At 48.1% G+C, this 23027-nt stretch carries 18 protein-coding genes and 1 pseudogene; 11 read left to right on the plus strand and 8 right to left on the minus strand.

From position 1 onward, the window contains the following. Nucleotides 1-187: 187 nt before the first annotated feature. On the plus strand, nt 188-1438 hold the full coding sequence (locus ACOMG9_RS02420) for an ammonium transporter (RefSeq protein ID WP_448215615.1): 1251 nt from the start codon (nt 188-190) through the stop codon (nt 1436-1438). A gap of 578 nt (nt 1439-2016) precedes the next feature. Here the strand turns inward: ACOMG9_RS02420 and ACOMG9_RS02425 are convergent. Then, nucleotides 2017-2865 (minus strand): annotated as a pseudogene (locus ACOMG9_RS02425) (IS30 family transposase); the annotation flags it as partial. A 538-nt stretch (nt 2866-3403) separates the two neighbouring features. On the opposite strand from ACOMG9_RS02425, the gene ACOMG9_RS02430 reads away from it, so the two are divergent. From ACOMG9_RS02430 to ACOMG9_RS02465, 8 genes are all read left to right on the plus strand, one after another. Next, nucleotides 3404-6019 carry a WD40 repeat domain-containing protein gene (locus ACOMG9_RS02430; RefSeq protein ID WP_448215616.1) on the plus strand — a complete coding sequence of 872 codons (2616 nt, stop codon included), beginning with the start codon at nt 3404-3406 and terminating at the stop codon, nt 6017-6019. Between the two features lie 516 nt (nt 6020-6535). Beyond that, nucleotides 6536-9118 carry a WD40 repeat domain-containing protein gene (locus tag ACOMG9_RS02435; RefSeq protein WP_448215617.1) on the plus strand — a complete coding sequence of 861 codons (2583 nt, stop codon included), beginning with the start codon at nt 6536-6538 and terminating at the stop codon, nt 9116-9118. A 187-nt stretch (nt 9119-9305) separates the two neighbouring features. Then, nucleotides 9306-10514, plus strand: coding sequence for a hypothetical protein (locus ACOMG9_RS02440; RefSeq protein WP_448215618.1), 1209 nt, complete (start codon nt 9306-9308; stop codon nt 10512-10514). Nucleotides 10515-10699: 185 nt separating this feature from the next. Continuing rightward, nucleotides 10700-11920, plus strand: a complete 1221-nt coding sequence (locus ACOMG9_RS02445) for a hypothetical protein (protein WP_448215619.1) — start codon at nt 10700-10702, stop codon at nt 11918-11920. A 202-nt stretch (nt 11921-12122) separates the two neighbouring features. Then, the gene (locus ACOMG9_RS02450; protein WP_448215620.1) at nt 12123-13346 is read left to right on the plus strand and encodes a hypothetical protein; all 1224 of its coding nucleotides are present in this window, start codon (nt 12123-12125) and stop codon (nt 13344-13346) included. Between the two features lie 208 nt (nt 13347-13554). After that, on the plus strand, nt 13555-14835 hold the full coding sequence (locus tag ACOMG9_RS02455) for a hypothetical protein (RefSeq protein WP_448215621.1): 1281 nt from the start codon (nt 13555-13557) through the stop codon (nt 14833-14835). 179 nt (nt 14836-15014) lie between these two features. Continuing rightward, entirely contained in the window at nt 15015-16265 is a 1251-nt protein-coding gene (locus tag ACOMG9_RS02460) for a hypothetical protein (RefSeq protein WP_448215622.1), read from the plus strand. A 209-nt stretch (nt 16266-16474) separates the two neighbouring features. Continuing rightward, nucleotides 16475-17701 (plus strand): hypothetical protein, encoded by a 1227-nt coding sequence (locus ACOMG9_RS02465; protein ID WP_448215624.1) that lies wholly within the window; start codon nt 16475-16477, stop codon nt 17699-17701. Between the two features lie 66 nt (nt 17702-17767). Here ACOMG9_RS02465 and ACOMG9_RS02470 read toward each other — a convergent pair whose 3' ends face one another. The 3 genes from ACOMG9_RS02470 to ACOMG9_RS02480 all read right to left on the minus strand — a co-directional run bounded on the left by ACOMG9_RS02470 (nt 17768) and on the right by ACOMG9_RS02480 (nt 19054). Beyond that, a complete protein-coding gene (locus ACOMG9_RS02470; protein ID WP_448215625.1) occupies nt 17768-18223 on the minus strand; it encodes a PIN domain-containing protein in 456 nt (151 codons plus the stop codon). Further along, on the minus strand, nt 18220-18459 hold the full coding sequence (gene vapB, locus ACOMG9_RS02475) for a type II toxin-antitoxin system VapB family antitoxin (RefSeq protein WP_317143578.1): 240 nt from the start codon (nt 18457-18459) through the stop codon (nt 18220-18222). Before vapB ends, ACOMG9_RS02470 begins: the two co-directional genes overlap by 4 nt. 142 nt (nt 18460-18601) lie before the next feature. Continuing rightward, nucleotides 18602-19054: an ImmA/IrrE family metallo-endopeptidase gene (locus ACOMG9_RS02480; RefSeq protein ID WP_448215626.1), complete on the minus strand. Its 453-nt coding sequence runs from the start codon at nt 19052-19054 to the stop codon at nt 18602-18604. 73 nt (nt 19055-19127) lie between these two features. On the opposite strand from ACOMG9_RS02480, the gene ACOMG9_RS02485 reads away from it, so the two are divergent. Together ACOMG9_RS02485 and ACOMG9_RS02490 are read left to right on the plus strand one after the other, a co-directional pair. Then, a complete protein-coding gene (locus ACOMG9_RS02485; RefSeq protein ID WP_422136777.1) occupies nt 19128-19559 on the plus strand; it encodes a secondary thiamine-phosphate synthase enzyme YjbQ in 432 nt (143 codons plus the stop codon). 167 nt (nt 19560-19726) lie between these two features. Beyond that, entirely contained in the window at nt 19727-19972 is a 246-nt protein-coding gene (locus ACOMG9_RS02490; RefSeq protein ID WP_422136778.1) for a hypothetical protein, read from the plus strand. A gap of 45 nt (nt 19973-20017) precedes the next feature. On the opposite strand, the gene selD is transcribed toward ACOMG9_RS02490, so the two are convergent. The 4 genes from selD to ACOMG9_RS02510 form a co-directional block, all read right to left on the minus strand. Further along, complete coding sequence (gene selD / locus ACOMG9_RS02495) at nt 20018-21070, minus strand: selenide, water dikinase SelD (RefSeq protein ID WP_448215627.1); 1053 nt, start codon at nt 21068-21070, stop codon at nt 20018-20020. A 184-nt stretch (nt 21071-21254) separates the two neighbouring features. After that, nucleotides 21255-21581: a hypothetical protein gene (locus ACOMG9_RS02500; RefSeq protein ID WP_448215628.1), complete on the minus strand. Its 327-nt coding sequence runs from the start codon at nt 21579-21581 to the stop codon at nt 21255-21257. A 214-nt stretch (nt 21582-21795) separates the two neighbouring features. Next, nucleotides 21796-22281, minus strand: a complete 486-nt coding sequence (locus tag ACOMG9_RS02505; protein ID WP_448215629.1) for a hypothetical protein — start codon at nt 22279-22281, stop codon at nt 21796-21798. A gap of 217 nt (nt 22282-22498) precedes the next feature. After that, nucleotides 22499-23023, minus strand: a complete 525-nt coding sequence (locus ACOMG9_RS02510; protein ID WP_448215630.1) for a DUF2878 domain-containing protein — start codon at nt 23021-23023, stop codon at nt 22499-22501. Nucleotides 23024-23027 lie beyond the last annotated feature (4 nt).

Below are 23027 nucleotides of genomic sequence, written 5' to 3' on the forward strand. Positions count from 1 at the left end.
AGGGTGCATGCACAACAATAAACAAGTTTTGTCGTTTGCTTAAGATACACTAAAAGCACTTGACGACATTCGCGAAAATAAAAATAGCTAATGTGGAAACAGTTTCCGGGTTGAGGAGACTGTTTTCAGGGCACAAATGCCGTAGCAAAAGACTACTTATCTGCTGAACTTTTTTGGGAGGAGCCCTGTGGAAAATCTGGCTCAAGTGTCGTACGCACTCGATACTTTCTACTTTCTGATGTCCGGTGCGCTGGTAATGTGGATGGCAGCAGGTTTTGCCATGCTCGAAGCCGGTCTGGTCCGTTCTAAAAACACGGTTGAAATTCTGACTAAAAATATCGCCCTGTTTGCGATTGCCTGTACCATGTACCTGCTCTGTGGTTATGCCATTATGTATCCCGGAGCCAATGAAGGCGGTATCCTGCCGGTCCTTGGTTCTCTGATTGGTAATGAAAACACGGTTGCAGCGGTAACTGCCGGTGGTGATGATGCGCCATATTACTCTGCACGTTCAGACTTCTTCTTCCAGGTGGTCTTTGTAGCGACTGCAATGTCGATCGTTTCCGGTGCGGTTGCAGAGCGCATGAAACTCTGGTCTTTCCTGCTGTTTGCGGTCTTCATGACAGGCTTCATCTATCCCGTACAGGGCTTCTGGAAATGGGGTGGTGGATTCCTGAACGAAGCCAACTTCCAGGACTTCGCAGGTTCCGGTGTTGTGCACATGGCCGGTGCTGCTGCCGCTCTGGCAGGTGTGCTGCTTCTGGGTGCACGCAAAGGCAAATACGCTAAAGACGGCGCTGTTAATGCGATCCCTGGTGCCAACCTGCCACTCGCTACCCTGGGCACCTTTATTCTGTGGCTGGGATGGTTCGGCTTCAATGGCGGTTCTCAGCTGAAACTGTCTGATGTTGAAAATGCGAACGCTGTCGCCCAGATCTTTGTCAACACTAATGCTGGCGCTGCTGGTGGTGTCATTGCTGCTCTGATCGTAGCCCGTGTCCTGTTCGGTAAGGCTGACCTGACCATGGCTCTGAACGGTGCTCTGGCCGGTCTGGTATCCATCACCGCTGAGCCGCTGACACCAAGCGCAGTATCTGCCACTCTGATCGGTGGTGTTGGTGGCGCTCTGGTTGTCTTTGCCATTCTGGCTCTGGACAAGCTGCGCATCGACGATCCAGTGGGTGCAATTTCTGTACATGGTGTTGTAGGTATCTGGGGTCTGCTGGCTGTACCTCTGACCAACGACGGTGCAACTTTCGGCGCCCAGCTGTTGGGTATCGGTTCAATCTTCGCCTGGGTATTCCTCTCTTCCCTGATCGTCTGGGCTGCTATCAAGCAGATACTTGGTCTGCGTATTACTGAAGAAGAAGAGTATGAAGGTGCTGACCTGACCGAATGTGGTATGGAAGCTTATCCCGAGTTCATGGGTAAACAGTGATAAGATGTAGGTGATTAAAAAAAGCTGTCGCCGTGTGTCTGTCGCTACAAGCATCGTGGTAGTGGCGACAGTGGTGGGTGCAACCATGTCCTGACAAAAAAAGTAGTAATGACATAAAACAGCTACTTTGACAAAAAAGACCTCGGCAACAATGCTTCAGGTGTTGTGTGACCGAGGTCTCTTTTATGTACCGTAGAAAACCAGGGAAATCCAAGGTTAACGCTGGATTCAAGCAATAAGTGCAATCGACTGCCCGGTGTAGACTTCAAGAGGCGTTCGGTCACCTAAAACTTTTCTTGGCATGGTATTAATCAATAACTCCATCGTTCTGACATCTTCATCAGTCAGATCCCGTAGGAGCCTCACCGAGAATAGACTGCCCTACGCGGCAACTGCTCCTGCGTTGCTCTAGCTCCTGCATCCATGCAGTCGTGCGGCGGCAGCAAATTGGTCTGAAAATCTGCTTTTGTTCGTCAAATAGCTCGCTATTCTCCTCACAAAACCGAATTTTCATCCTCAATTTTCTGCCGTCCTCGCTACGGGGTCGCCTAGACGGGCGCTATTCTCGGTCAGGCTGCTAGTGCCATTTTCTTGGGCCAGGTTCGCCGAATGATGCCATTCGTGTTTTCGTTAGTTCCTCGCTGATAACTGGCATAAGGTTTGGCAAAGTAAACATCCGCATTGAATGCCTTGCTGACCTTCTCGTGAGCAGCAAACTCACCCCCGTTATCCAGTGTAACTGTATTAACCGATGAGACGCGCTTCAGAAGTTCTATCATCTTATCTGCCACGGTTTCAGCTTGCTTGGTGTCAACTTTTCCAATCAATGTTAAACGACTCTTACGATCAACAAGGGTAACCAGGTGGGCGTTCTGTCCAAAGACAGTATCGCCCTCCCAATCCCCTATGCGAGATCGCAAACCAATGATCTCAGGACGTTCCTTGATATCGATCCGGTTTGGGATAAGAGAGCGCCCAGCTTTGCGTTTGCCATCCTGTCAACGTCTTTTGCTGAAGCGAACTAACTTCTTGTAAAGAACGCCTCCACGGGCTTTATCATCAGCGATACGGATATAAATAGTCGTATGACTCAGGGCAATCTCAGGCAGTTAGACGTGCATCCGCTTGCTGATGTTTTCAGGTGACCAGCCAAGGAGCAATCCTTTCTCGATGATGGGCATATATCGTTCATCTGTTTTGCTGAACTTTCTGGCTGATTTTTTTCTTTTACAAGCCAGTGCATGAGCACTCTCAGCACAGTAGCCGTGAGTAGAAGAATTACGGCTGAGCTCCCGCGACAGAGCGCCCTCACTGATGCCAACTGCTATTGCGATTTCTTTTTGCAAATGGCCTTTTCCACGGAGTACTTGAATCTGGTATCGTTGACCAAGAGTCAGCTGCTTGTATTGTCTGGTTTGTGTACTCATTCCTGACTTCCATTTCTGAGTGTGAGAGCTATGAAATGTACCAGCAGCTGACTCAAATCTGAAATTTCAGTCGATTGCACTTATCCTATTAATCCAGCACAACTCTGACAAACAAGACCTCGGCAACAATACTTCAGGTGTTGTGCGACCGAGGTCTTTTTTTATGTGCCGGAGAACACTTGATCTGAGACAGTATATAAGTGACGCCGGATTAAACTGCTTCTGGCTATTCATATTTTTCAGTGCTCACATACCCGTTAAAACTGTGTTGACGCGTCCGACTATAATCAATTTCAATATATTCAAACACCGCCTGACGCATCTGCTGCCCCATTCATCATAGGCGTACAAAGCTGCGTTTCTACTTTCAAAGAATGAAAGTAGCTTGCAACGCAAGCATTATTTCAGCAATCAACTTTACGGCTCTTACTTTGCTCTCATTCGTTTTTGTAGAGGATGTTTCTAAAGGTTTTTAAACCCTACTGGCTTCCTCGACCACGAAGTGAAGTGTCGGTAGACAGAACTCTGGAGAATGGCAATGGGTATTGCAAAGAGATTGTCTATTGCGGGTTTGGTTCTCTTATTGGCAGCAAGCTGTATGCAGGCAGTTGCTCAAACGGCCATTACTGCCCGGCCAACAATGCAACCCCTTCTGATCCACGAGATTAATATAGATCCGAACATGTTGCCGGTAACGACCGTTCCAACACCCACAGGAGGCGTTGTCCCACCAAGATATTGTGGGCCCCACAGGGTTATGAGTGTTTCATGGAATGTGAACAGTATGCTCATGGCTGTGGGAATGGGTTCCGGTGGTTCCGGATGCCCTATTTCAGGCCCCGTACAAATCTTTGATATGAGTGACCCGGCGAGGCCCGGACTGCTGCATACCCTGCACGATTTTAAAGACTGGGTGAGGTCCGTTGCCTTCAACCACGACGGCACCCGGCTGGCAGTCGGTGGGGATGATAAAAAGGTCAGGATTTATGACCCAGTGTCCCCGTCCACCCCCCTTGCTACCCTGTCTGATGCGACAGGAGCGGTACGCAGCGTTAAATACAACCACGACAGCACCCAGCTGGCAGTGGGTGGGCAAGATCAAAAGGTCAGGATTTATGTCCCGAATGACCTGTCCATTTCCCCGCACACTCTGTCCGATGCAAGCGATTGGGTAATGAGTGTTGACTACAACCACGACGGCACCCAGCTGGCAGTGGGAGGGAGAGATAAAAAGGTCAGGGTTTATGATCCGAGGGATCTGTCCATTTCCCCGCGCATTCCGCAGGATTCAAACGGTCAGGTACGGAGCGTTAAATACAATCACGACGGCACTCAGCTGGCAACTGGGGGAAGTGATAATAAGGCACGGAATAGGGTCAGGATTTATAACCCGAATGACCTGACCTTTGCGCCGCAAGTTCTGTCCGATGCGAGAGACTGGATCATGAGCATCGACTTCAATCACGACGGCACCCAGCTCGCAGTTGGGTCGGGTGATCGAAGGGTTAGGATATATGACATGTCGAATACATCTGGCCTCCTGCACACCAAACTGCCCCCGCCCATTGCGTCCAAGGCGATAAATCCAACACGCCCCCTGTACACCATCTCTGATGCGAAAGACGATGTACTGAGCGTTGAGTATAATCACGACGGTACCCTGCTGGCAGTCGGGGGGGAAGATGAAAAGGTCAGGATTTATCGGATCGGTATAAGAGCGTCAGCTACAACATCGTCATCTACACGTCTCTCAACCAGTAAACTCGCCACTGCTTCTACAACCATTTCGGGAGCTACATCAGAAAATTCAACGCTGATCAGACATTCATCGTCGTATACATCCCTGCCACACAATACAAAAGCGCCAAGCCTGCCGGGTAGTTGCCCGCAGCCAGAAGGAATACCCCTGTTTCAAGCGTATGATGCAAAAAATGAGCAGATATACGTTGTCATTCAGCCTGAGTCGCATACCAAAAAGGTTAATCTGGCACGTTATAAAGGCTCTGAACTGGATGAACAATTTGGTCTGTGTGGCATTGTGACTTACACAACCTCTGCCAGCAGTTTCAGAAGGTTGGCTTCCTATCAGTCTCTGGCTGGACAGGTTATTCACGAAACTACAGGCTCTCACCTTGACCTTATTGCAACGCCAACGTCTGGAAAAACGGTTCTGTTGGAGTTTCCGTTAATTGTCGGCCAGGGATACCGGGCACGATTCAGCGTACACGACAAGGTATTTCCTGAAGGGGTTCAAATTAATGATACTGCTCATCATCAGGGTGTCATGTATTTAACAGGAAAAATCAATAACAAACTGTTGATGAGCAGTTATCATCAACAACGACTCACGTTTCCTAAAAAATGTTTTAAGAGCGATGGAGAACGAGGACTTTTTTTGAGGGTTTCCCCAGATGGCAAGCACCTTTATGTAACAGGCATCAGTGGCGGTAAAAATGCGCCCTATTCTGTATTTATAAGACAGTTCGAAAAAAAACAACTCAATCCCGCTTTCTCTTTTGGATACAATGGCAAAGAGATAGTAATTGACACAAACATTGAAAGTGACAACAGTCTGCAGGACATTCTGATTCAAAAGAACCATGTTTATGTTGCCGCATTCAACCCAGCATCAGAGAAACTCTCCATTTGTCGGTTCGCCACTGACAATGGACAAATGGATAGCGCTTTTATTATTGACGATACGATTCGTTGTTCTTCAGGCACATCTGGTACGTTTTTAACCGTTAGACTGGTGGCTGCGAAAAATTGTTTGCACGCCATTATTTACAACAGTAATGGACAACTGTCTGTCATTACTTATGAAAATCAGGTCAATGTCCATCATTTTGACACCGCATTCAAGATCCCGGCAACAAGGTCAATGCGCCCGGTTTTTGTCCGCAATAACGCCTATCTGGCAGCTGCATACGCCGATATTGAGAAGGGTACCCGGCATGTCCGGATGCAGGTGATTTCTCTGCATCTTGAGAACCTGTCGCCTCCACCCCCCGGAGAATTCCCAGAGTGGGGTATTGGGCTTATTACAGTGGTTGTTGTGGTCCTGGTTGTCGCGGTTTCAGTCTTAGTCCATAAGAAGTTCAGGAGGAAACCACCCGTTCCAGTAAGTGATGCCACAAATGCGCTCCAAGAGTGATGATCATTAATAACCACCAAACAGTCTGGCAACCAGATCAACCCGCTGATGATCCTCTGGGATTAACGAGAAGACACCTGACATTCCTGTACAGCGTATCAAAGCCCATTATCAGCAAATAGGGTCAGCAACGCTTCCGCATGAAATCGTATATATTTATCCATACCGATAATGGTGATTTTTTTTGAAGGATGTGCTTACGAGGATCCAGTAATCACAGTACAGCAACATTAACATCTGGAAATGAATGGATTGATAGCTACCTACCTGAAAGTCGTCGTAAGATACAGCGTTTAGCAGAAGATGTTGAAGAGCTGATTAAAGCGCCAACACCCACTGAGACTCACGTCTATTGTTCCTGTTTTCTGAAATAGCTGTCTCGACAACTGTTATTTTACCGCTGACCGACAGCGTCAGGCACCTCACATCTTTCCCTGTTTTTTAACCGGGCGGCAGTGAATTTTGTGTCCATTTTCATTGCCTCAGATCACCAAGCTGGAATTCTGGAGAGTGGTTATGGGCATTGCAAAGAGCTGTTCTATTGCGGGTTTGGTTATCTTATTGGCAACAAGCTGTATGCAGGCAGTTGCTCAAACGGCCGTTATTGCCCGGCCAACAATGCAACCTTTACTGATCCACGAGATTAATATAGATCCGAACATGTTGCCGGTAACGACCGCTCCAACACCCACAGGAGGCGTTGTCCCACCAAGTTATTGTGGGCCCCACAGGGTTATGAGTGTCTCATGGAATAAGAACAGTATGCTCATGGCTGTGGGAATGGGTTCCGGCAGTGCTGATCCCAAATGCCCTTCTTCAGGCCCCGTACAAATCTTTGATATGAGTGACCCGGCGAGGCCCAGACTGCTGCATACCCTGCACGATTTTAAAGACTGGGTCAGGACTGTTGCCTTCAACCACGACGGCACCCGGCTGGCAGCCGGGGGGAATGATAAAAAGGTCAGGATTTATGACCCAGTGTCCCCGTCCTCCCCCCTTGCTACCCTGTCCGATGCGACAAAAGCGGTACGCAGCGTTAAATACAACCACGACGGCACCGAGCTGGCAGTGGGTGGGCAAGATCACAAGGTCAGGATTTATGACCCGAATGACCTGTCCATTCCGAAAATACTGCCATATGCAAATGATTGGGTAATGAGTGTTGACTACAACCACGATGGCACCCAGCTGGCAGTGGGAGGGAAAGATCAAAAGGTCAGGGTTTATTATCCGAGGAATCTGTCCATTCTCCCCCATACTCTGCACGAGTCAAATGGTCAGGTACGGAGCGTTAAATACAACTACGACGGCACTCAGCTGGCAACTGGGGGAAGTGATAGAAAGATCTGGAATAAGGTCAGGATTTATAACCCGAATAACCTGAACATTCCGCCGCAAGTTCTGTCCGTTGCGAGAGACTGGATCATGAGCATCGACTTCAATCACGACGGCACCCGACTCGCAGTTGGGTCAGGTGATCGAAAGGTTAGGATATATGACGTGTCGAAACCAGCTCGCTTACTGCACACCATCTCCGATGCGAAAAGCGATATACGGAGCGTTGCCTACAACCACGACGGTACCCTGCTGGCAGTCGGTGGGGAAGACCAAAAGGTCAGGATTTATCAGGTCGGTATAAGAGCATCAGCGAAAACATCACCACCCTCTACACGTCTGTCAACCAGAAAACTGACCACGACTTCTACGATCATTTCGGAATCTCCGTCAGCAAATTCACCGCTGAACAAAACTTTATCGTCGAATACAACTCTGCCTCACAATAGAAATGCACACAGCCTTTCGGCTGGCTGTCCACCGCCAGAAGGAATACCCCAGTTTCAAGCGTATGATGCTGCAAATCAGCAGATATACGTTGTTATTCAGCCTGAGTCGGATCCCAAAAGGATTATTCTGGCACGTTATAAAGGCTCTGAACTGGATAAACAATTTGGTCTGTGTGGTATTGTGACTTACACAACCTCTGCCAGCAGCTTCAGAAGGTTGGCTTCCTATCAGTCTCTGGCTGGACAGGTTATTCACGAAACTACAGGTTCTCACCTTGACATTATTGCAACGCCAACGTCTGGAAAAACGGTTCTGTTGGAGTTTCCGTTAATTGCTGGCCAGGGATACCGGGCACGATTCAGCGTACACGACAAGGTATTTCCTGAAGGGGTTCAAATTAATGATACCGCTCATCATCAGGGTGTCATGTATTTAACAGGAAAAATCAATAACAAACTGTTGATGAGCAGTTATCATCAACAAGGACTCACGTTTCCTAAAAAATGTTTTAAGAGCGATGAGGAACGAGGACTTTTTTTGAGGGTTTCTCCAGATGGCAAGCACCTTTATGTAACAGGCATCAGTGGAGGTAAAAATGCGCCCTATCCTGTATTTATAAGACAGTTCGAAAAAAAACAACTCAATCCCGCTTTCTCTTTTGGATACAATGGCAAAGAGATAGTAATTGACACAAACATTGAAAGTGACAACATTCGGCAGGACATTCTGATTCAAAAGGACCATGTTTACGTTGCTGTATTCAGCCCTGAGAAAGAGAAACTCTCCATTCGCCGGGTGGCGACTGACACTGGAGTGATGGACAGTGCTCATATTATAGACGATGTGATTCGTTTTCCTTCAGGAAAACCTGGTTCGTTTTTAATCGTCAGACTGGTGACTTCAGACCATTATTTGCACGCTATTATTTACAACAGTAATGGACAACTGTCTGTCATTACTTATGAAAATCAGGTCAATGTCCATCATTTTGACACCGCATTCAAGACCCCGGCAACAAAGTCGATGCGCCCGATTTTTGTGGGCAATAACGCCTATCTGGCAATTGCAGACGCTGATATTGAGAAGGGTACCCGGCATGTCCGTATGCAGATGCTTTCTCTGGGTCTTCAAAACTACAACCCAAAGAACCTTCCCCCTTTGTCGCGAGCAGAAATCCCGGACTGGGGTATTGGGCTTATTGCGGTGGGTGTTGTCTTCGTTGCAGCGGTTTCAGCTACCGTGTTCGTTAAGAAGCTCAAAAGCAGACAACCAGTTCCCGTGAAGAATGTCACGGATTTGTTCCCCGAATTATGATCATTTCCGGTGTTTGAGACATAAAAAGCCTCCACAGACACTGAGCTGGCTACCTGACAGAACATCACCGGATAATAAAAACTACAGAAGGCGTAAAAACGACTGACACTGAATGTCTATATTTGTCATCCATAGTTCCGTTTAGAGTCTATATTTCCCGTTCAGGAACTGTATCTGGCAAATCAGAATGAGAAAGTCATTCAACCTGTTTCCGTTACTTTTGTGCTTGCTTTATACGACGGCACAGGCCAGCCCCCCCTCACAAAATGATTTTGATTTTCTTAAGCCTCTTAATGACAACGCACTGGTGACAAACGGGCTTGAGTTAACAGAAAGCATTGCCGGAGTCTCTTTGTCTACCCTGCTCAATGTGGGTATATGGTGGGGTGTATGTAAAAGAGCAGGAATAGCTTTCGGGCATTCAAGCACACACAGTCTGACTGAATCGGATGCAATGGAGTTGGAGAAGTTGAAAACGAATTTCTGTTTGCAGCTGGCCCCCTTGGTGACTATCGCAGAGGTGGCGCTGGCCGGGCGTGTATCTTCCTGGCCCCTGGAGCAGCGCTGGTTGAAACTCCTGTATTTTGCCGGTGCAGGAATGGCAGCTTATGCCGGCAGTACGAAAAGGAGGGAGTACATACCTGTTGCAGTCTTGATTTACCTTGCGTCCGAAGCGGTATCAAGAACTGGAGCCAGTGCTATTTCGGCGTTAGCTTTAAGAAAAATGAGCCTGAGGGAAGTGGTAACTGATTGGTATGCGGCTGGGGAATACCCAATATTGTCTGTGATTAATGGGGTTATGGCAGGTACTGTCGCCTATGAAGCTATGATCCATAAAGGTTTCAGGCCAGCAAAAGCGATTCTTGCTTCTGTTGTCAGCGCAGCGATTGCCGGTACCCTCTCGGGTTTTATTTCATTATTAACAATTGATGTGGGCGGACAGACAGAGACCAAAGCCGGGATCGGAGTTCTAGTCGGAGCTCTGGCCGGAGTAGTAGTCGGAATCGGAGCAGATGTCGGAGCTGTGGCCGCAGCCGCAGCTAAAGCCACAATCATAGCCGCAGCCATAGCCAAAGCCACAGCAACGGCCACAGTCATAGCCAAAGCCGATTTCAGAGCAGGAGTCGAAGCCGCAGCTGGAGCCATAGCTGGAGCTTTTGCCTTTGGCGGAGTTGCAGCCTTGCTTATGTTGGGCAGTTTCAGGATAACCTCAAACAACCCGCTTATTAAAGCCGGTGTCACTCTGGTGCCTGCGTTGACTTTCGCTGTTATCAACAGTCTTTCAAACTTCGCCGTTTATGGCTATCCAATGGAAGAAAGCTTTTCAGAGACTGGTTGGACCCAGTGGAAAAAGTTCTATGCGCCCCTGGATTATCTCTCGACTCTGTTTAACTGACAGAATCAACTTTCAATTCCATTTACTCGAAGTGCCCCTGAGGCTAACAGGAAGCAGACCATCAGGCCGTGATGAGACTTCAGTAACAGAGCCTCGCTATGTGTCTGCTGCCTTAGGATTTTGTCATCCATAGCTCCGTTTAGGGTCTATATTTCCCGTTCATTAGCTGTACTGGGAAAATTACCATGAAAAAGTCATTCAACCTGTTTCCATTGCTTTTATGTTTGCTTTATGCGACGGCACAGGCCAGCCCCCACTCACAAAATGATTTTGATTTTCTTAAGCCTTTTAATGACACTGCACTGGTTGCAAAAGGGCTTGAGTTAACGGGAAGCATTGCCGGAGTCTCTTTATCTACCCTGCTCAATGTGGGCATATGGTGGGGTGTATGCAAAACAGCGGGAATAGTCTCGGGGCTTTCAAGCACATATGATCTGGCTGAATCGGATACAAAGGAGCTGGAGAAGTTGAAAACGGATTTCTGTTTGCAGCTGGCCCCCCTGGTGACTACCGCCGAAGTGGCGCTGGCCGGGCATGTGTCTCCCTGGCCCCTGGAACAGCGCTGGTGGAAACCCCTGTATTTTGCCGGTGCAGGAATGGCAGCTTACGCCGGTAGTACGAAAACGAGGAAGCATGTACCTGTCGCAGTCTTGATCTACCTTGCATCCGAAGCGGCATCAAGAACTGGAGCCAGCGCTATTTCGACATTAGTTCTAAGAAAAATGAGCGTAAGGGATATGGTGACTGAATGGTATGCGGCTGGGGAATACGCAATATTGTCTCTGATTAATGGGGTTATGGCAGGTGCTGTCGTCTATGAAACCATGATCCATAAAGGTATCAGGCCAACAAAAGCAATGTTTGCTTCTGTTGTTGGCGCAGCGATTACGGGTAGCCTCTCGGGAATTATTTCATTGTTAACAATTGATGTGGACGGAGAGACATTGGCCAAAGCCGGGATCGGAGTTTTAGCTGGAGCTGTAGCCGGAGCGGGAATCGGACTCGGAGCAGGAGCAGGATTAGGAGCCGGGGCCGCAGCTGTACTCACAGTCACAGCTGCAGCTTCAGCCGCAGCGACAGCTACAGCCACAGGCGCAGCTCCAGCCGCAGCTCCTGCCGGGTTCAGAGAGAGATTAGTAGCCTTAGTTGGAGCCGAAGTTGGATCTTTTACCTTTGCCGGATTCGCAGCCTTGCTTATGTTGGAAAGTTCCAGGATAACCTCAAACAACCCACTTTTTAAAGCCGGTGTCACTCTGGTGCCCGCGTTGACTTTCGCTTTTATCAATAGTCTTTCGAACCTCGCCGTTTATGGCTATCCACTGCAAGAAGGTTTTTCAGAGACCGCCTGGACTCAGTGGAAAAAGTTCTATGCGCCTCTGGATTATCTCTCGACTCTCTTTAACTGACAGATTCAACCTTCAAATCCATTTACTCGAAGCGCCCCTGAGGTTAACAGGAAGTAGACCATCAGGCTGTGGTGAGAACTCATTAACAGAGCCTCAATATGTGTTTGCTGCCTTATCTGCACCGCACGTTAAGGATTTTGTCATCCTTAGCTCTGTTAAGAGTCTATATTTCCCGTTCAGTAACTGTATCTGGCAGGTCACCATGAGAAAGTCATTCAAACTGTTTCCTTTACTTTTCTGTTTGCTTTATACGACGGCACAGGCCAGTCTCCCCTTAAAAAATGATTTTGATTTTCTTGGGCCTTTAAATAACACCGCACTGGTGGCAAACGGACTTGAGTTAACGGCAAGCATTGCCGGAGTCTCTTTGTCTACCCTGCTCAATGTGGGTATATGGTGGGGTGTATGCAAAACAGCGGGAATAGTCTCCGGGCTTTCAAGCACATATGATCTGGCTGAACCGGATACAAAAGAGCTGGAGAAGTTGAAAACAGATTTCTGTTTGCAGCTGGCCCCGCTGGTGACCACCACCGAGGTGGCGCTGGCCGGGCATGTGTCTCCCTGGCCCATGGAGCAGCGCTGGTGGAAACCCCTGTATTTTGCCGGTGCAGGAATGGCAGCTTACGCCACTATTGCTTCGAAAACCAGGGAGCACTTACCCGTCGCAGTCTTGACCTACCTCGCGTCCGGAGCGGTATCTGGAACTGGAGGCAGCGCTATTTCGGCGTTAATTCTAAGAAAAGTGAGTGTGAGGAATATTACAACTGAAACGTATGCCTCCTGGGAATACTCATTGTTGTCTTTGATCAATGGGATTATGACAGGCGCTGTCGTCTATGAAGCCATCATCCATAAAGGCTTTGGGCCAGCAAAAGCGGCTCTTGCTTCTGTTGTCAGCTCAGCGATTGCAGGTACCCTCTCGGGAGTTATTTCAGTATTAACCATTGAGGTAGACGCACAGGCACAGGCCTTAGCCGGAATTGTAGCTGGAGCCATAGCCGGAGCTGGAGCCACAGCCATAGCCGGAGCTGGAGCCATAGCCGGAGATGCAGCCGGAATCAAAGCTGTAGTCGCAGTTATAGCCGGAGCAGGAGCATGTGCGGGTGCCATAGCCGGAATCGGAGGTGGGGCTTCAGCTTCAGCAGTAATCAGAGGCATAATCGGAGCCGGAGTCACAGCCGGAGCCTTTACCTTTAGCGGAGTCGCAGCTTTGCTTATGTTCGGCAATTGGAAGATAACCTCAAACAACCCGTTTATCAAAGCCGGTGTCACTCTGGTGCCCGCGTTGACTTTCGCTGTTATCAATAGTCTTTCGAACCTCGCCGTTTATGGCTATCCACTGGAAGAAGGTTTTTCAGAGACCGCCTGGACTCAGTGGAAAAAGTTCTATGCGCCCCTGGATTATCTCTCGACTCTGTTTAACTGACAGATTCAACCTTCAAATCCATTTACTCGAAGCGCCCCTGAGGTTAACAGGAAGTAGACCATCAGGCTGTTGTGAGACCTCATTAGCAGAGCCTCAATATGTGTTTGCTGCCTTGTCTGCACCGCACGTTGTAGTTAAGGATTTTGTCATCCGTAGCTCTGTTAAGAGTCTATATTTTCCGTTCAGTAACTGTATCTGGCAGGTCACCATGAGAAAGTCATTCAAACTGTTTCCTTTACTTTTGTGTTTGCTTTATACGACGGCACAGGCCAGTCTCCCCTTAAAAAATGATTTTGATTTTCTTGGGCCTTTAAATAACACCGCACTGGTGGCAAACGGGCTTGAGTTAACGGCAAGCATTGCCGGAGTCTCTTTGTCTACTCTGCTCAATGTGGGTATATGGTGGGGTGTATGCAAAACAGCGGGAATAGTCTCCGGGCTTTCAAGCACATATGATCTGACTGAATCGGATACAAAAGAGCTGGAGAAGTTGAAAACAGATTTCTGTTTGCAGCTGGCCCCCCTGGTGACCATCACCGAAGTGGCGTTGGCCGGGCGTGTATCTCCCTGGCCCCTGGAACAGCGCTGGTGGAAACCCCTGTATTTTGCCGGTGCAGGAATGGCAGCTTACGCCAGTGTTACGAAAACGAGGAAGCACATACCTGTCGCAGTTTTGACCTACCTTGCGTCCGAAGCGATATCAAGAACTGGAACCAGCGCTATTTCGACCTTAATTCTAAGGAAAATGAACGTGAGAGATATTAAAGCTGAAAGGTATGCCGCTTGGGAATACATGATATTTTCTGCGATGAATGGGGTTATGGCGGGCTCTGTCGCCTATGAAGTCATCATCCATAAAGGCTTCAGTCCAGCAAAAGCGGCTCTTGCTTCTGTTGTCAGCTCAGCGATTGCGGGTATCCTCTCGGGAGTTATTTCAATGCTAACGATTGATGTGGACGGACAGACGCAGGCCCTCACCATAATCGTAACTGGAGCCTTAGCCGGAATCGAAGCTGGAGCCATAGCCGGACTCGGGGCTGGACTCTTAGCCATAGCCTTAGCCAGATTCGGAGCTGAAGTTATACCCACAGCCACAATCAAATCTGTAGTCAGAGCTGTTGCCGGAGGAGGAGCATGTGCAGGAACCCTGGCCGGACTCGGAGCCGGAGCCGGAGCCGGAGCCGGACTCGGAGCTGGAGCCTCAGCAGAAGTCAGTAATGGAATCTCAGGCGGAATCGGAGCCGGAACCCTTACCTTAAGTGGAGTCGCAGCCTTGCTAATGTTCGGCAATTGGAAGATAACCTCAAACAACCCGTTCATCAAAGCCGGTGTCACCCTGGTGCCTGCATTGACCTTCGCTCTTATCAATAGTCTTTCAAACTACGCCGTTTATGGCTATCCACTGGAAGAAGGTTTTTCAGAGACCGGCTGGACTCAGTGGAAAAAGTTCTATGCGCCCCTGGATTATCTCTCGACCCTGTTTAGATGACAGACACTCGAAGTGCTCCTGAGGTTAACAGGAAGTTAACCACCAGCCTCAGGGTAAAAGAGCCTCGGTATGTGTTAACTGCCTTATTTACAGCGCACGTTGGAGTTAAGGATTTTTTCATCCATAGCTGCGTTTAGGGTCTATATTTCCGGTTCAGTAGCTGCATCTGACAGATCACCATGAGAAAGCTATCCAACCTGTTTCAGTTACTTTTGTGTTTGCTTTATACGACAGCACAGGCCAGTCCTCCATCACAAAATGATTTTGATTTTCTTGAGCCTTTAAATGACACCGCACTGGTAGCAAACGGGCTTGAGTTAACGGGAAGCATTGCTGGAGTCTCTTTGTCTACCCTGCTCAACCTGGGTATATGGTGGGGTGTATGTAAAACAGCGGGAATACTGACCGGGCTTTCAGGCAAATATGATCTGGCTGAACCGGATACAAAAGAGCTGGAGAAGTTGAAAGCGGATTTCTGTTTGCAGCTGGCCCCTCTGATGACCAGCACCGAAGTGGCGCTGGCCGGGCATGTGTCTCCCTGGCCCCTGCAACAGTGCTGGTGGAAACCCCTGTATTTTGCCGGTGCAGGAATGGCAGCTTACGCCGCTTTTAAGAGGAGGGAGCAGGTACCTGTCGTGGTTTTAACCTACCTTGCATTCGAAGCAATATCAAGAACCGGAGCCAGCGCTATTTCGACGTTAATTCTAAGAAAAATGAGCGTTAGGGACATTACCGCTGAATGGTATGCGGTTGGTCAATACGCATTATTGTCTATGATCAGCGGGTCTACGGCAGGAGATGTCACCTATGAAGTCATGATCCATAAAGGCTTCAGGCCAGCAAAAGTGATTCTTGCTTCTGCTGTCAGCGCAGCCATTGCGGGTACCTTATCGGGCATTATTCCAGAGTTAAAAATTGATGTGGACGGACAGACAAAGACCGTAGTCGTAACCGGAGCTGGAGTCGTAACCGGAGCCTTAACCGGTGCTGTAACCGCAATCGGAGCTGTAACCGGAGCTATTACCGGAACTGTAACCGGAATCACAACTATCGGAGCTTTATCTGGAGCTATGACAGCAGCCGTATTCGGAGCTGGACTCGGAGCTGGTCTCGGAGCCGGACTCGGAGCCGGACTCGGAGCCGGACTCGGAGCCGGACTTGGAGCCGGACTTGGAGCCGGACTTGGAGGCTCCGCTCTCGGCGGAGTCACAGCCCCGCTTATCTTGAGCGGCTCGAAGATAACCTCGAACAACCCGTTTATTAAAGTCGGTGTCACTCTGGTGCCTGCGTTGACCTTCGCTGTTATTAATAGTCTTTCAAACTACGTCGTTTATGGCTATCCACTGGAAGAAGGTTTTTCAGAGACAGGCTGGACTCAGTGGAAAAAGTTCTATGCGCCTCTGGATTATCTCTCGACTCTGTTTAAATGACAGACTCAACTTTCAAATCCATTTACCCGAAGTGCCCCTGAAGTTAACAGGGAGTTAATCATCAGGCCGTGGTGAGACCTCAGTAACAGAGCCTCAATATGTGTTTGCTGCCTTATCTGCACTGCACACTTGGTAGTTAAGGATTTTGTCATCCATACCTCCATTTAGGTCTATATTTTCGGTTCAGTAGCTGCATCTGGCAAATTACCATGAGAAAGTCATTCAACCTGTTTCCATTCCTTTTGTGTTTGCTTTATACGACGGCACAAGCCAGTCTCCCCTTAAAAAATGATTTTGATTTTCTTGAGCCTTTTAATGACACCGCACTGGTGGCAAACGGGCTTGAGTTAACGGTAAACATTGCTGGATTCTCTCTGTCTACCCTGCTCAACCTGGGTATCTGGTGGGGTGTGTGTAAAACAGCGGGAATAGTCTCGGGGCTTTCAAGCACATATGATCTGACTGAATCGGATACAAAAGAGCTGAAGAAGTTGAAAACGGATTTCTGTTTGCAGCTGGCCCCCCTGATGACCAGCACCGAAGTGGCGTTGGCTGGGCATGTGTCTCCCTGGCCCCTGGAGCAGCGCTGGTGGAAACCCCTATATTTTGCCGGTGCTGTAATGGCAGCTTATGCGGCCACAACGAAAACGAGTGGGAAGATACCTGATACAGTCCTGATCTACCTTGCGTCCGAAGCATTATTAAGAACTGGAGCCAGCGCTTTTTCGGCGGTAATTCTAAGAAAAATGAGCGTGAGAAATACTACAACTGAATGGTATGCGGCTGGAGGGTACACGACATTGTCTGTGGTCAATGGGATTATGGCAGGCGCTGTCGCCTATGAAGCCATGATCTATAAAGGCTTCAGTCCGGCAAAAGCGACTCTTGCTTCCGCTGTCAGCGCAGCAATTGCGGGTAGCCTCTCGGGAATTTTTTCATTGTTAACAATTGATGCGGGGGAACAGTTAAAGGCTGAAGCTGGAGCCTTAGCCGGAGTCGGAATCGCAGCTTTAGCAGGAACTTTTGCCGGAGCCGGAGCCGTAGCAGGAGCCGGAGCAGAAGTCGGAGCTATAACCGGAGCCGGCGCTGGAGCCGAAGCCGGGGCCGTAGCTGGAGCCATAGCCATAGCCAGTGCCACGACCTCAGCCGGAGCCTTGGCCAGATTAGGAGCCGGATTCGGAGTCGGACTCGGATCCTCAGCTGTGGGCGGAGTTGGAGTCCTGCTTATGTTCGGCAGTTCGAAGATAACCTCAAACAACCCATTTATCAGAGCCGGTGTCACTCTGGTGCCTGCATTGACCTTCGCTCTCATCAACAGTCTTTCAAACTACGTCGTTTATGGCTATCCAATGGAAGAAGGCTTTTCAGAGACCGGCTGGACTCAGTGGAAAAAGTTCTATGCGCCTCTGGATTATCTCTCGACCCTGTTTAACTGACAGACTCAACTTTTAGCAATTGAATCAGCGGTGAACTCTGGCAGTTACACAAGGCTCTTTCGTAGATCAGTTTGAACTCAATGACCTTTTTCTGCTGGTTTTTTGTGTTTTTACATTGGTCCAGTCTTCCACGAGCAGAGAGGGTACCCTGGCGAATTCACGGGTATTGTTGGTGATGCATGTCATGCCAAGACTTCGGGCATGACCCGCAATGAGATTGTCGTATACGCCGACTTGCTGGCCTCTTGAGCAAAGGTGTTGCCGGATATTGGCTGAGTGATCGGAGGCTTTTTCATCAAAGGGCAAAATGGACACCCTCATGAGAAACTCGTTTAGTATAATGATTTTGGTCTGCTTTCGTTTTTCGCTGTCTGAGTTATAAACACCGAACATCAGCTCATCATAGGTGATTGAGGAAATGAACATATCACCATTGTGGCTGGTTATCTTTTGGCGTACTTGCCTGGGGTCGTCTTTTTGCATAGCGAAGATAACCATGTTGGTATCCAGCATATATTTCATTCGCCCCAATCCCCCAGATCTCTGGCCTGCATGTCGGGTTGAGGCTGACGCTCAAACTCAACAGCGTTTTCATCAACCATCTGAAAGAATGAGTCCCAGTCTCCTTTTATCGGAGTGATCAGTATAGATTCTCCACGTTTGGAGATCCTGACACGATTTGTGCCTTCTGGCAGCTCAAGCTCTTTGGGGATTCTGACCGCCTGTGAACGGTTGTTTCTAAATACACTGGTTTCCATTTTTAGTCCTGTATATATATTTTGTATATCCAAAAAGTAGACTATAACAGCGGGTAGATCAATAAGTTCGGAGAGGTTGTCATCAATAGACGGCGCAACTATCGACGCCCCTGAGCTGGAAAATACTCTACTACCCCTTCGTTCAGTGTTGCTTTGCCTGATTTTCATCATTACATGAATGGCTGGTGTAGAATTGGGCAGCTAATGGCAGGCTTAGCCGGAAGGCTTCATCTTCGAAGCTTCGGTCCAGATAATGCTTTTTAAACTCACTGTTTTCGATTGAGCCTTCTTCCAGCTGCCGGACATGCACCAGTTCATGAGCCATGGTGACTCTTATTTCACTGGGTTCGAGTCCTTCTGCCAAGGCTATCAGGTACTTTTTCGGCCCGAGCGGTTTGGTAAAGCCCTTTATTTCGGGCTTATCCATCTTTTGTGTCAGATGAACAATAGTGACACCACTGACTCCCAGTTCTTCCATATAGAAAGCCTGCATAGCAAGAAAGTCACAGCCAAAGCTATTCAAATCGTTGGCGTGAGACAGTGCTGTCAGAAAAGAAAGAGGCAGTATGAAAGCAAACCAAAATCTCTGAATCATTAAACAGGCCTGTTAAGCTATCCAAAAGGGCTTAATGCCCAATGCAGTTCGGCAAAACAGGAGAAGACTTGATATGAGTTGGTTTCAGAAACTGATTCAACTGTCGGAAAAAGACAGGGGCTTCCATCTTATCACTGATGAGCTGGAGTCAAAGCTTCCCGAGCTTTCACTCTATCAGGTGGGTCTGGCTCATATCTTTATTCAGCACACATCCGCGTCCCTTACTCTGAATGAGAATACAGATCCGGATGTTCGTCATGATATGGAAACATTTTCCCTTCAAGCTATTCCGGATAGTGCCGACTACTATCGCCATGTTCTTGAGGGGGCTGATGATATGCCGGCCCATATAAAATCAAGCTTGTGGGGTGCCAGTGTGATGATACCTGTTACCGGGGGCCGATTTAATCTCGGGACCTGGCAGGGACTCTGGTTAGGAGAGCACAAAAAGCGCGGCGGAAAACGTCGCTTGATTGCGACTTTACAAGGCCGTCTATATAGGTAATTATAATTTCATTGGTCTTTTTTAACAGCAGTATATCAATGGAGGACTCGAACCGACTGGCGTTTTACCAACGCTGGACTATAACTAAAAAAAATCGGAACTAAAGTCTTAAAATATGGGTTGGAGCACAGATTGCTCCATTGACCAGTATCCAAGAGGAAATAGCTATGGCACGGAAAACGCCGAAAAAAGCTGCTGCTGGTTTTGACGGGGTTGATATCAGTTATCTGGGGAGTCGAGACGAACCCGCTGATCAACGCACAGTTGAATCCCGGAAAAAACTCAGAGAGAGTCTTAACGCTCAGGTAGAGGCCTTTCTTAAGTCCGGTGGTGAAATAGAAGAGGTCCCATCAAACGTTACTGCTGATCCGCCCAAAAAACCTTCGAGCGAATACGGTAACCGTACAATTTAAACCGATTTTTAAGCCCGACATTGTCGGGCTTTTTTTTTTGGCCTCTTATATCTGAACCCTCACTAAAGGGCCCTCTGAATATTCTTCCAGCTCACCAATAGACTCCAGTGAAAGACCATGCTGCCGGGTGATGGCCAGAAACGCTTCTTCGCTTTCCCTGTCCACAGCGACCAGTAAGCCACCACTGGTCTGTGGATCACACAGGAGTTGTTTTTGCTCTTCTGTGATGATCCCGGCTTTATGCCCATAACTGTCAAAATTGCGTACAGTACCGCCCGGAATGCAACCTTGTAGTTGGTATTCACTGACGTGGGGGAGTAGTGATAGAGCGCTCATTCTGATATTGGCCGCTACTTCGCTGCCTTCACAGACTTCAATCAGATGACCCAGCAGACCAAATCCTGTGACATCGGTCATGGCACTGATACCCGGTAATTGCGCCAGCTCTGAGCCAATTTTGTTAAGTGTGCACATGGCATCACGAGCCAGGTGGCTGTGTTCGTCCCTGAGCAGCTTTTTCTTCTGGGCTGTGGTGAGAATACCGACACCAAGAGGCTTGGTAAGGTAAAGCTTGCTACCTGCCCGGGCCTGGTCATTGCGCTTGAGCTGCTCTAGCGGTACTTTGCCAGTGACCGCCAGTCCGAAAATAGGCTCCGGTGCATCAATGCTGTGCCCACCTGCCAAAGGAATACCGGCATCAGCACAAGCCCGACGACCGCCATCGACAACTTTTGCGGCAATTTCAGGGGGCAGCCTATTCACTGGCCAGCCCAGAATGGCAATAGCCATCATGGGCTTACCTCCCATGGCGTAGATATCACTGATCGCATTGGTGGCAGCGATTCGTCCAAAATCGAAGGGATCATCAACAATAGGCATGAAAAAGTCAGTGGTGCTGATCAAGCCTTCACCATTTCCGAGGTCAAAAACAGCGGCATCGTCCTTGCTGGAGTTACCGACAATCAGTCCGGGGAAGTCAGGCAGCTGAAGGTTGGTTTTTAGAATGCCATCGAGAATTTGTGGCGAAATTTTGCAGCCGCATCCTGCGCCATGGCTGTATTCAGTCAGCTTGATGTTGTTGGTGTACTGGGAGGTCATTAAAATGCTCAAGAGGGATAAAATGGAAAAACCATGCACTTTAGCACTAATAGAAGTAGAAGCAAGCAGTGGGAGAGCCGGAGTCCCGGGAATCAATGCCAGATAACAGGCTACCAGGTTGTTAGTGCTGTCATCATTCTTTAGAAGGGAATTGTTTTAATTATCGTTCTCTTATGTTTTGTTGCTAATTAATGGGTGTCATTTCCGGCAGAATTTGGTTAAGGCCATCTGGTTCAATATATCGAATGGATGGGTCCTGCTGAGTCAGGCTTTCAATATCCAGCGATGAATCGGAAAGAAAAACAATGCCGCAGGATCCGAAGGGGCGTACCAGTGATATCGTCACCTCTGAAGAGAGTTTGTCCAGCTTTTCGATCAGTAGTTCTGCATCGCAGTTTTTAACAATACTTGAGTCAAATACGGCAACCCAGCGATGAGTATAGTGACTGAATTCTGAATATGAGAAGAGTGATAGTGAAGCAGTGAAGAAAAGCAGGAGTAAACGATTCATTATTTTCCTTCCAAAAAGTTAGATGGCTGAAAACGTATGTTACTAATCCAGTATTTTCGGAGAAAGAAGGCTCTGCCTGTTTTTATTAAGTAATAGCAGATATTTTTCACCTGTCCGGAAATAAAAAGAAAGGAGCCTTTTGTTATGATTATTCAAAACAGGCTCCGGTTCTTATTATTGTTTCTGGACGTATCATGGTAAATGAAAGGGCGCTTTAGTCATCAAGCTCAGAGAAAATCAGTTGTTTATAGGCAAAGACAATTTTGATTGAAGGTCTTTTCAGAATTTTTTGAATCCAGAAGCTGAACCATTGTGGTGCATTCATATCCTCTTCTTCATAATCGAACACTGTTGGCAGGTATTCAATGGGGTGAATCGTACCTTCGTCATCAATGACTGAGAAAAGTAAACCAGGTGGGTTGGCTATGCCGTCATTGCTTAGCCAGGGCTGGCAGAAAAAACTCATTTCAAGATCCATCGACCAAAGCTTAAAGTTCTTACTGACAATCAGTTTGAAGCGAGCCTTGTTTTTGGTTTTTCCCTCGCTCGCTATGTATTCAAGAGGCTCTGCACGGGCCGGCATTTTACGAACATTGAGGCCTTCTATGGGTTGGGTCCCGGACTCGAACCAGGACTTCATATCAGCTGCCTTTTGAGTCAGAAAGTTGCTGGCATTAACAGGGGGGGCTGAGACGGTCATCAAATACTTTCCTTTTTTATTTTCGCGCACTATGTCATCTAGAGCTCATCGCCCGGAAATGTTGTCAGGCTACACAGAAATGACGGCATATTACAATAGTTTATGTAACTAAAGTGATACTTTTGTGTAAGCGTATTTGAGAGCAGGCTTTTTTCGAGCCTGTTTTTGTGGCAGAAATTCGATAGCAGTGATTTTTCAGACTCAATAACAGGTGAGATTATTTCGGGTTCTGGAGACGATATTTTTCCCACCAGACATCAGAGAATGTCAGAATAATATTAATAATTATTGTTGCGGATATTGAAAGAATAGCCACTGCCTGCCATGTGGGCAGACAGGAAGAAACATAGGTAAACTCTAACAACAGGAAGTAATGTGCTGCACTCAAAATAATAAGAAACAGATTGCCTGTCAGTCTGCTTTTACCTGCCCAGCTCAGACTATGACGGATGGTCAGTCCCAGCATTATCCAGATACAAGCCAGCCATGGTGGAAGAATTCGACTCTCACCGGCAAATTGAAGAACGCTTATATTGCTCATCACACTGTCCAGGGCGCTACCGAGAATCAGGGTAATAAACATAATCTCCCGCTCTTTTTTCCATGAGCCGTAGGTAAAGAAGTGTACTATCAGAATGATGACTGCTGCGGCAACAGCCCAGGTTGATCGGGTTGTCATGCACACCAGCCAGCCTGCCAAAGCCAGGCCACTGTTAAGCCAGAAAGTATTCAGTTGTTTCATCTAA

Source organism: Endozoicomonas sp. PH6C, assembly GCF_059322965.1.

What these genes read in the sequence shown, in the direction of transcription:
- ACOMG9_RS02430 (WP_448215616.1), top strand. Translation starts at nt 3,404, where the DNA reads ATGGGTATTGCAAAGAGATTGTCTATTGCGGGTTTGGTTCTCTTATTG.
- ACOMG9_RS02435 (WP_448215617.1), top strand. Translation starts at nt 6,536, where the DNA reads ATGGGCATTGCAAAGAGCTGTTCTATTGCGGGTTTGGTTATCTTATTG.
- ACOMG9_RS02440 (WP_448215618.1), top strand. Translation starts at nt 9,306, where the DNA reads ATGAGAAAGTCATTCAACCTGTTTCCGTTACTTTTGTGCTTGCTTTAT.
- ACOMG9_RS02445 (WP_448215619.1), top strand. Translation starts at nt 10,700, where the DNA reads ATGAAAAAGTCATTCAACCTGTTTCCATTGCTTTTATGTTTGCTTTAT.
- ACOMG9_RS02450 (WP_448215620.1), top strand. Translation starts at nt 12,123, where the DNA reads ATGAGAAAGTCATTCAAACTGTTTCCTTTACTTTTCTGTTTGCTTTAT.
- ACOMG9_RS02455 (WP_448215621.1), top strand. Translation starts at nt 13,555, where the DNA reads ATGAGAAAGTCATTCAAACTGTTTCCTTTACTTTTGTGTTTGCTTTAT.
- ACOMG9_RS02460 (WP_448215622.1), top strand. Translation starts at nt 15,015, where the DNA reads ATGAGAAAGCTATCCAACCTGTTTCAGTTACTTTTGTGTTTGCTTTAT.
- ACOMG9_RS02465 (WP_448215624.1), top strand. Translation starts at nt 16,475, where the DNA reads ATGAGAAAGTCATTCAACCTGTTTCCATTCCTTTTGTGTTTGCTTTAT.
- ACOMG9_RS02470 (WP_448215625.1), bottom strand. Translation starts at nt 18,223, where the DNA reads ATGAAATATATGCTGGATACCAACATGGTTATCTTCGCTATGCAAAAA.
- vapB (WP_317143578.1), bottom strand. Translation starts at nt 18,459, where the DNA reads ATGGAAACCAGTGTATTTAGAAACAACCGTTCACAGGCGGTCAGAATC.
- ACOMG9_RS02480 (WP_448215626.1), bottom strand. Translation starts at nt 19,054, where the DNA reads ATGATTCAGAGATTTTGGTTTGCTTTCATACTGCCTCTTTCTTTTCTG.
- ACOMG9_RS02485 (WP_422136777.1), top strand. Translation starts at nt 19,128, where the DNA reads ATGAGTTGGTTTCAGAAACTGATTCAACTGTCGGAAAAAGACAGGGGC.
- ACOMG9_RS02490 (WP_422136778.1), top strand. Translation starts at nt 19,727, where the DNA reads ATGGCACGGAAAACGCCGAAAAAAGCTGCTGCTGGTTTTGACGGGGTT.
- selD (WP_448215627.1), bottom strand. Translation starts at nt 21,070, where the DNA reads ATGACCTCCCAGTACACCAACAACATCAAGCTGACTGAATACAGCCAT.
- ACOMG9_RS02500 (WP_448215628.1), bottom strand. Translation starts at nt 21,581, where the DNA reads ATGAATCGTTTACTCCTGCTTTTCTTCACTGCTTCACTATCACTCTTC.
- ACOMG9_RS02505 (WP_448215629.1), bottom strand. Translation starts at nt 22,281, where the DNA reads ATGACCGTCTCAGCCCCCCCTGTTAATGCCAGCAACTTTCTGACTCAA.
- ACOMG9_RS02510 (WP_448215630.1), bottom strand. Translation starts at nt 23,023, where the DNA reads ATGAAACAACTGAATACTTTCTGGCTTAACAGTGGCCTGGCTTTGGCA.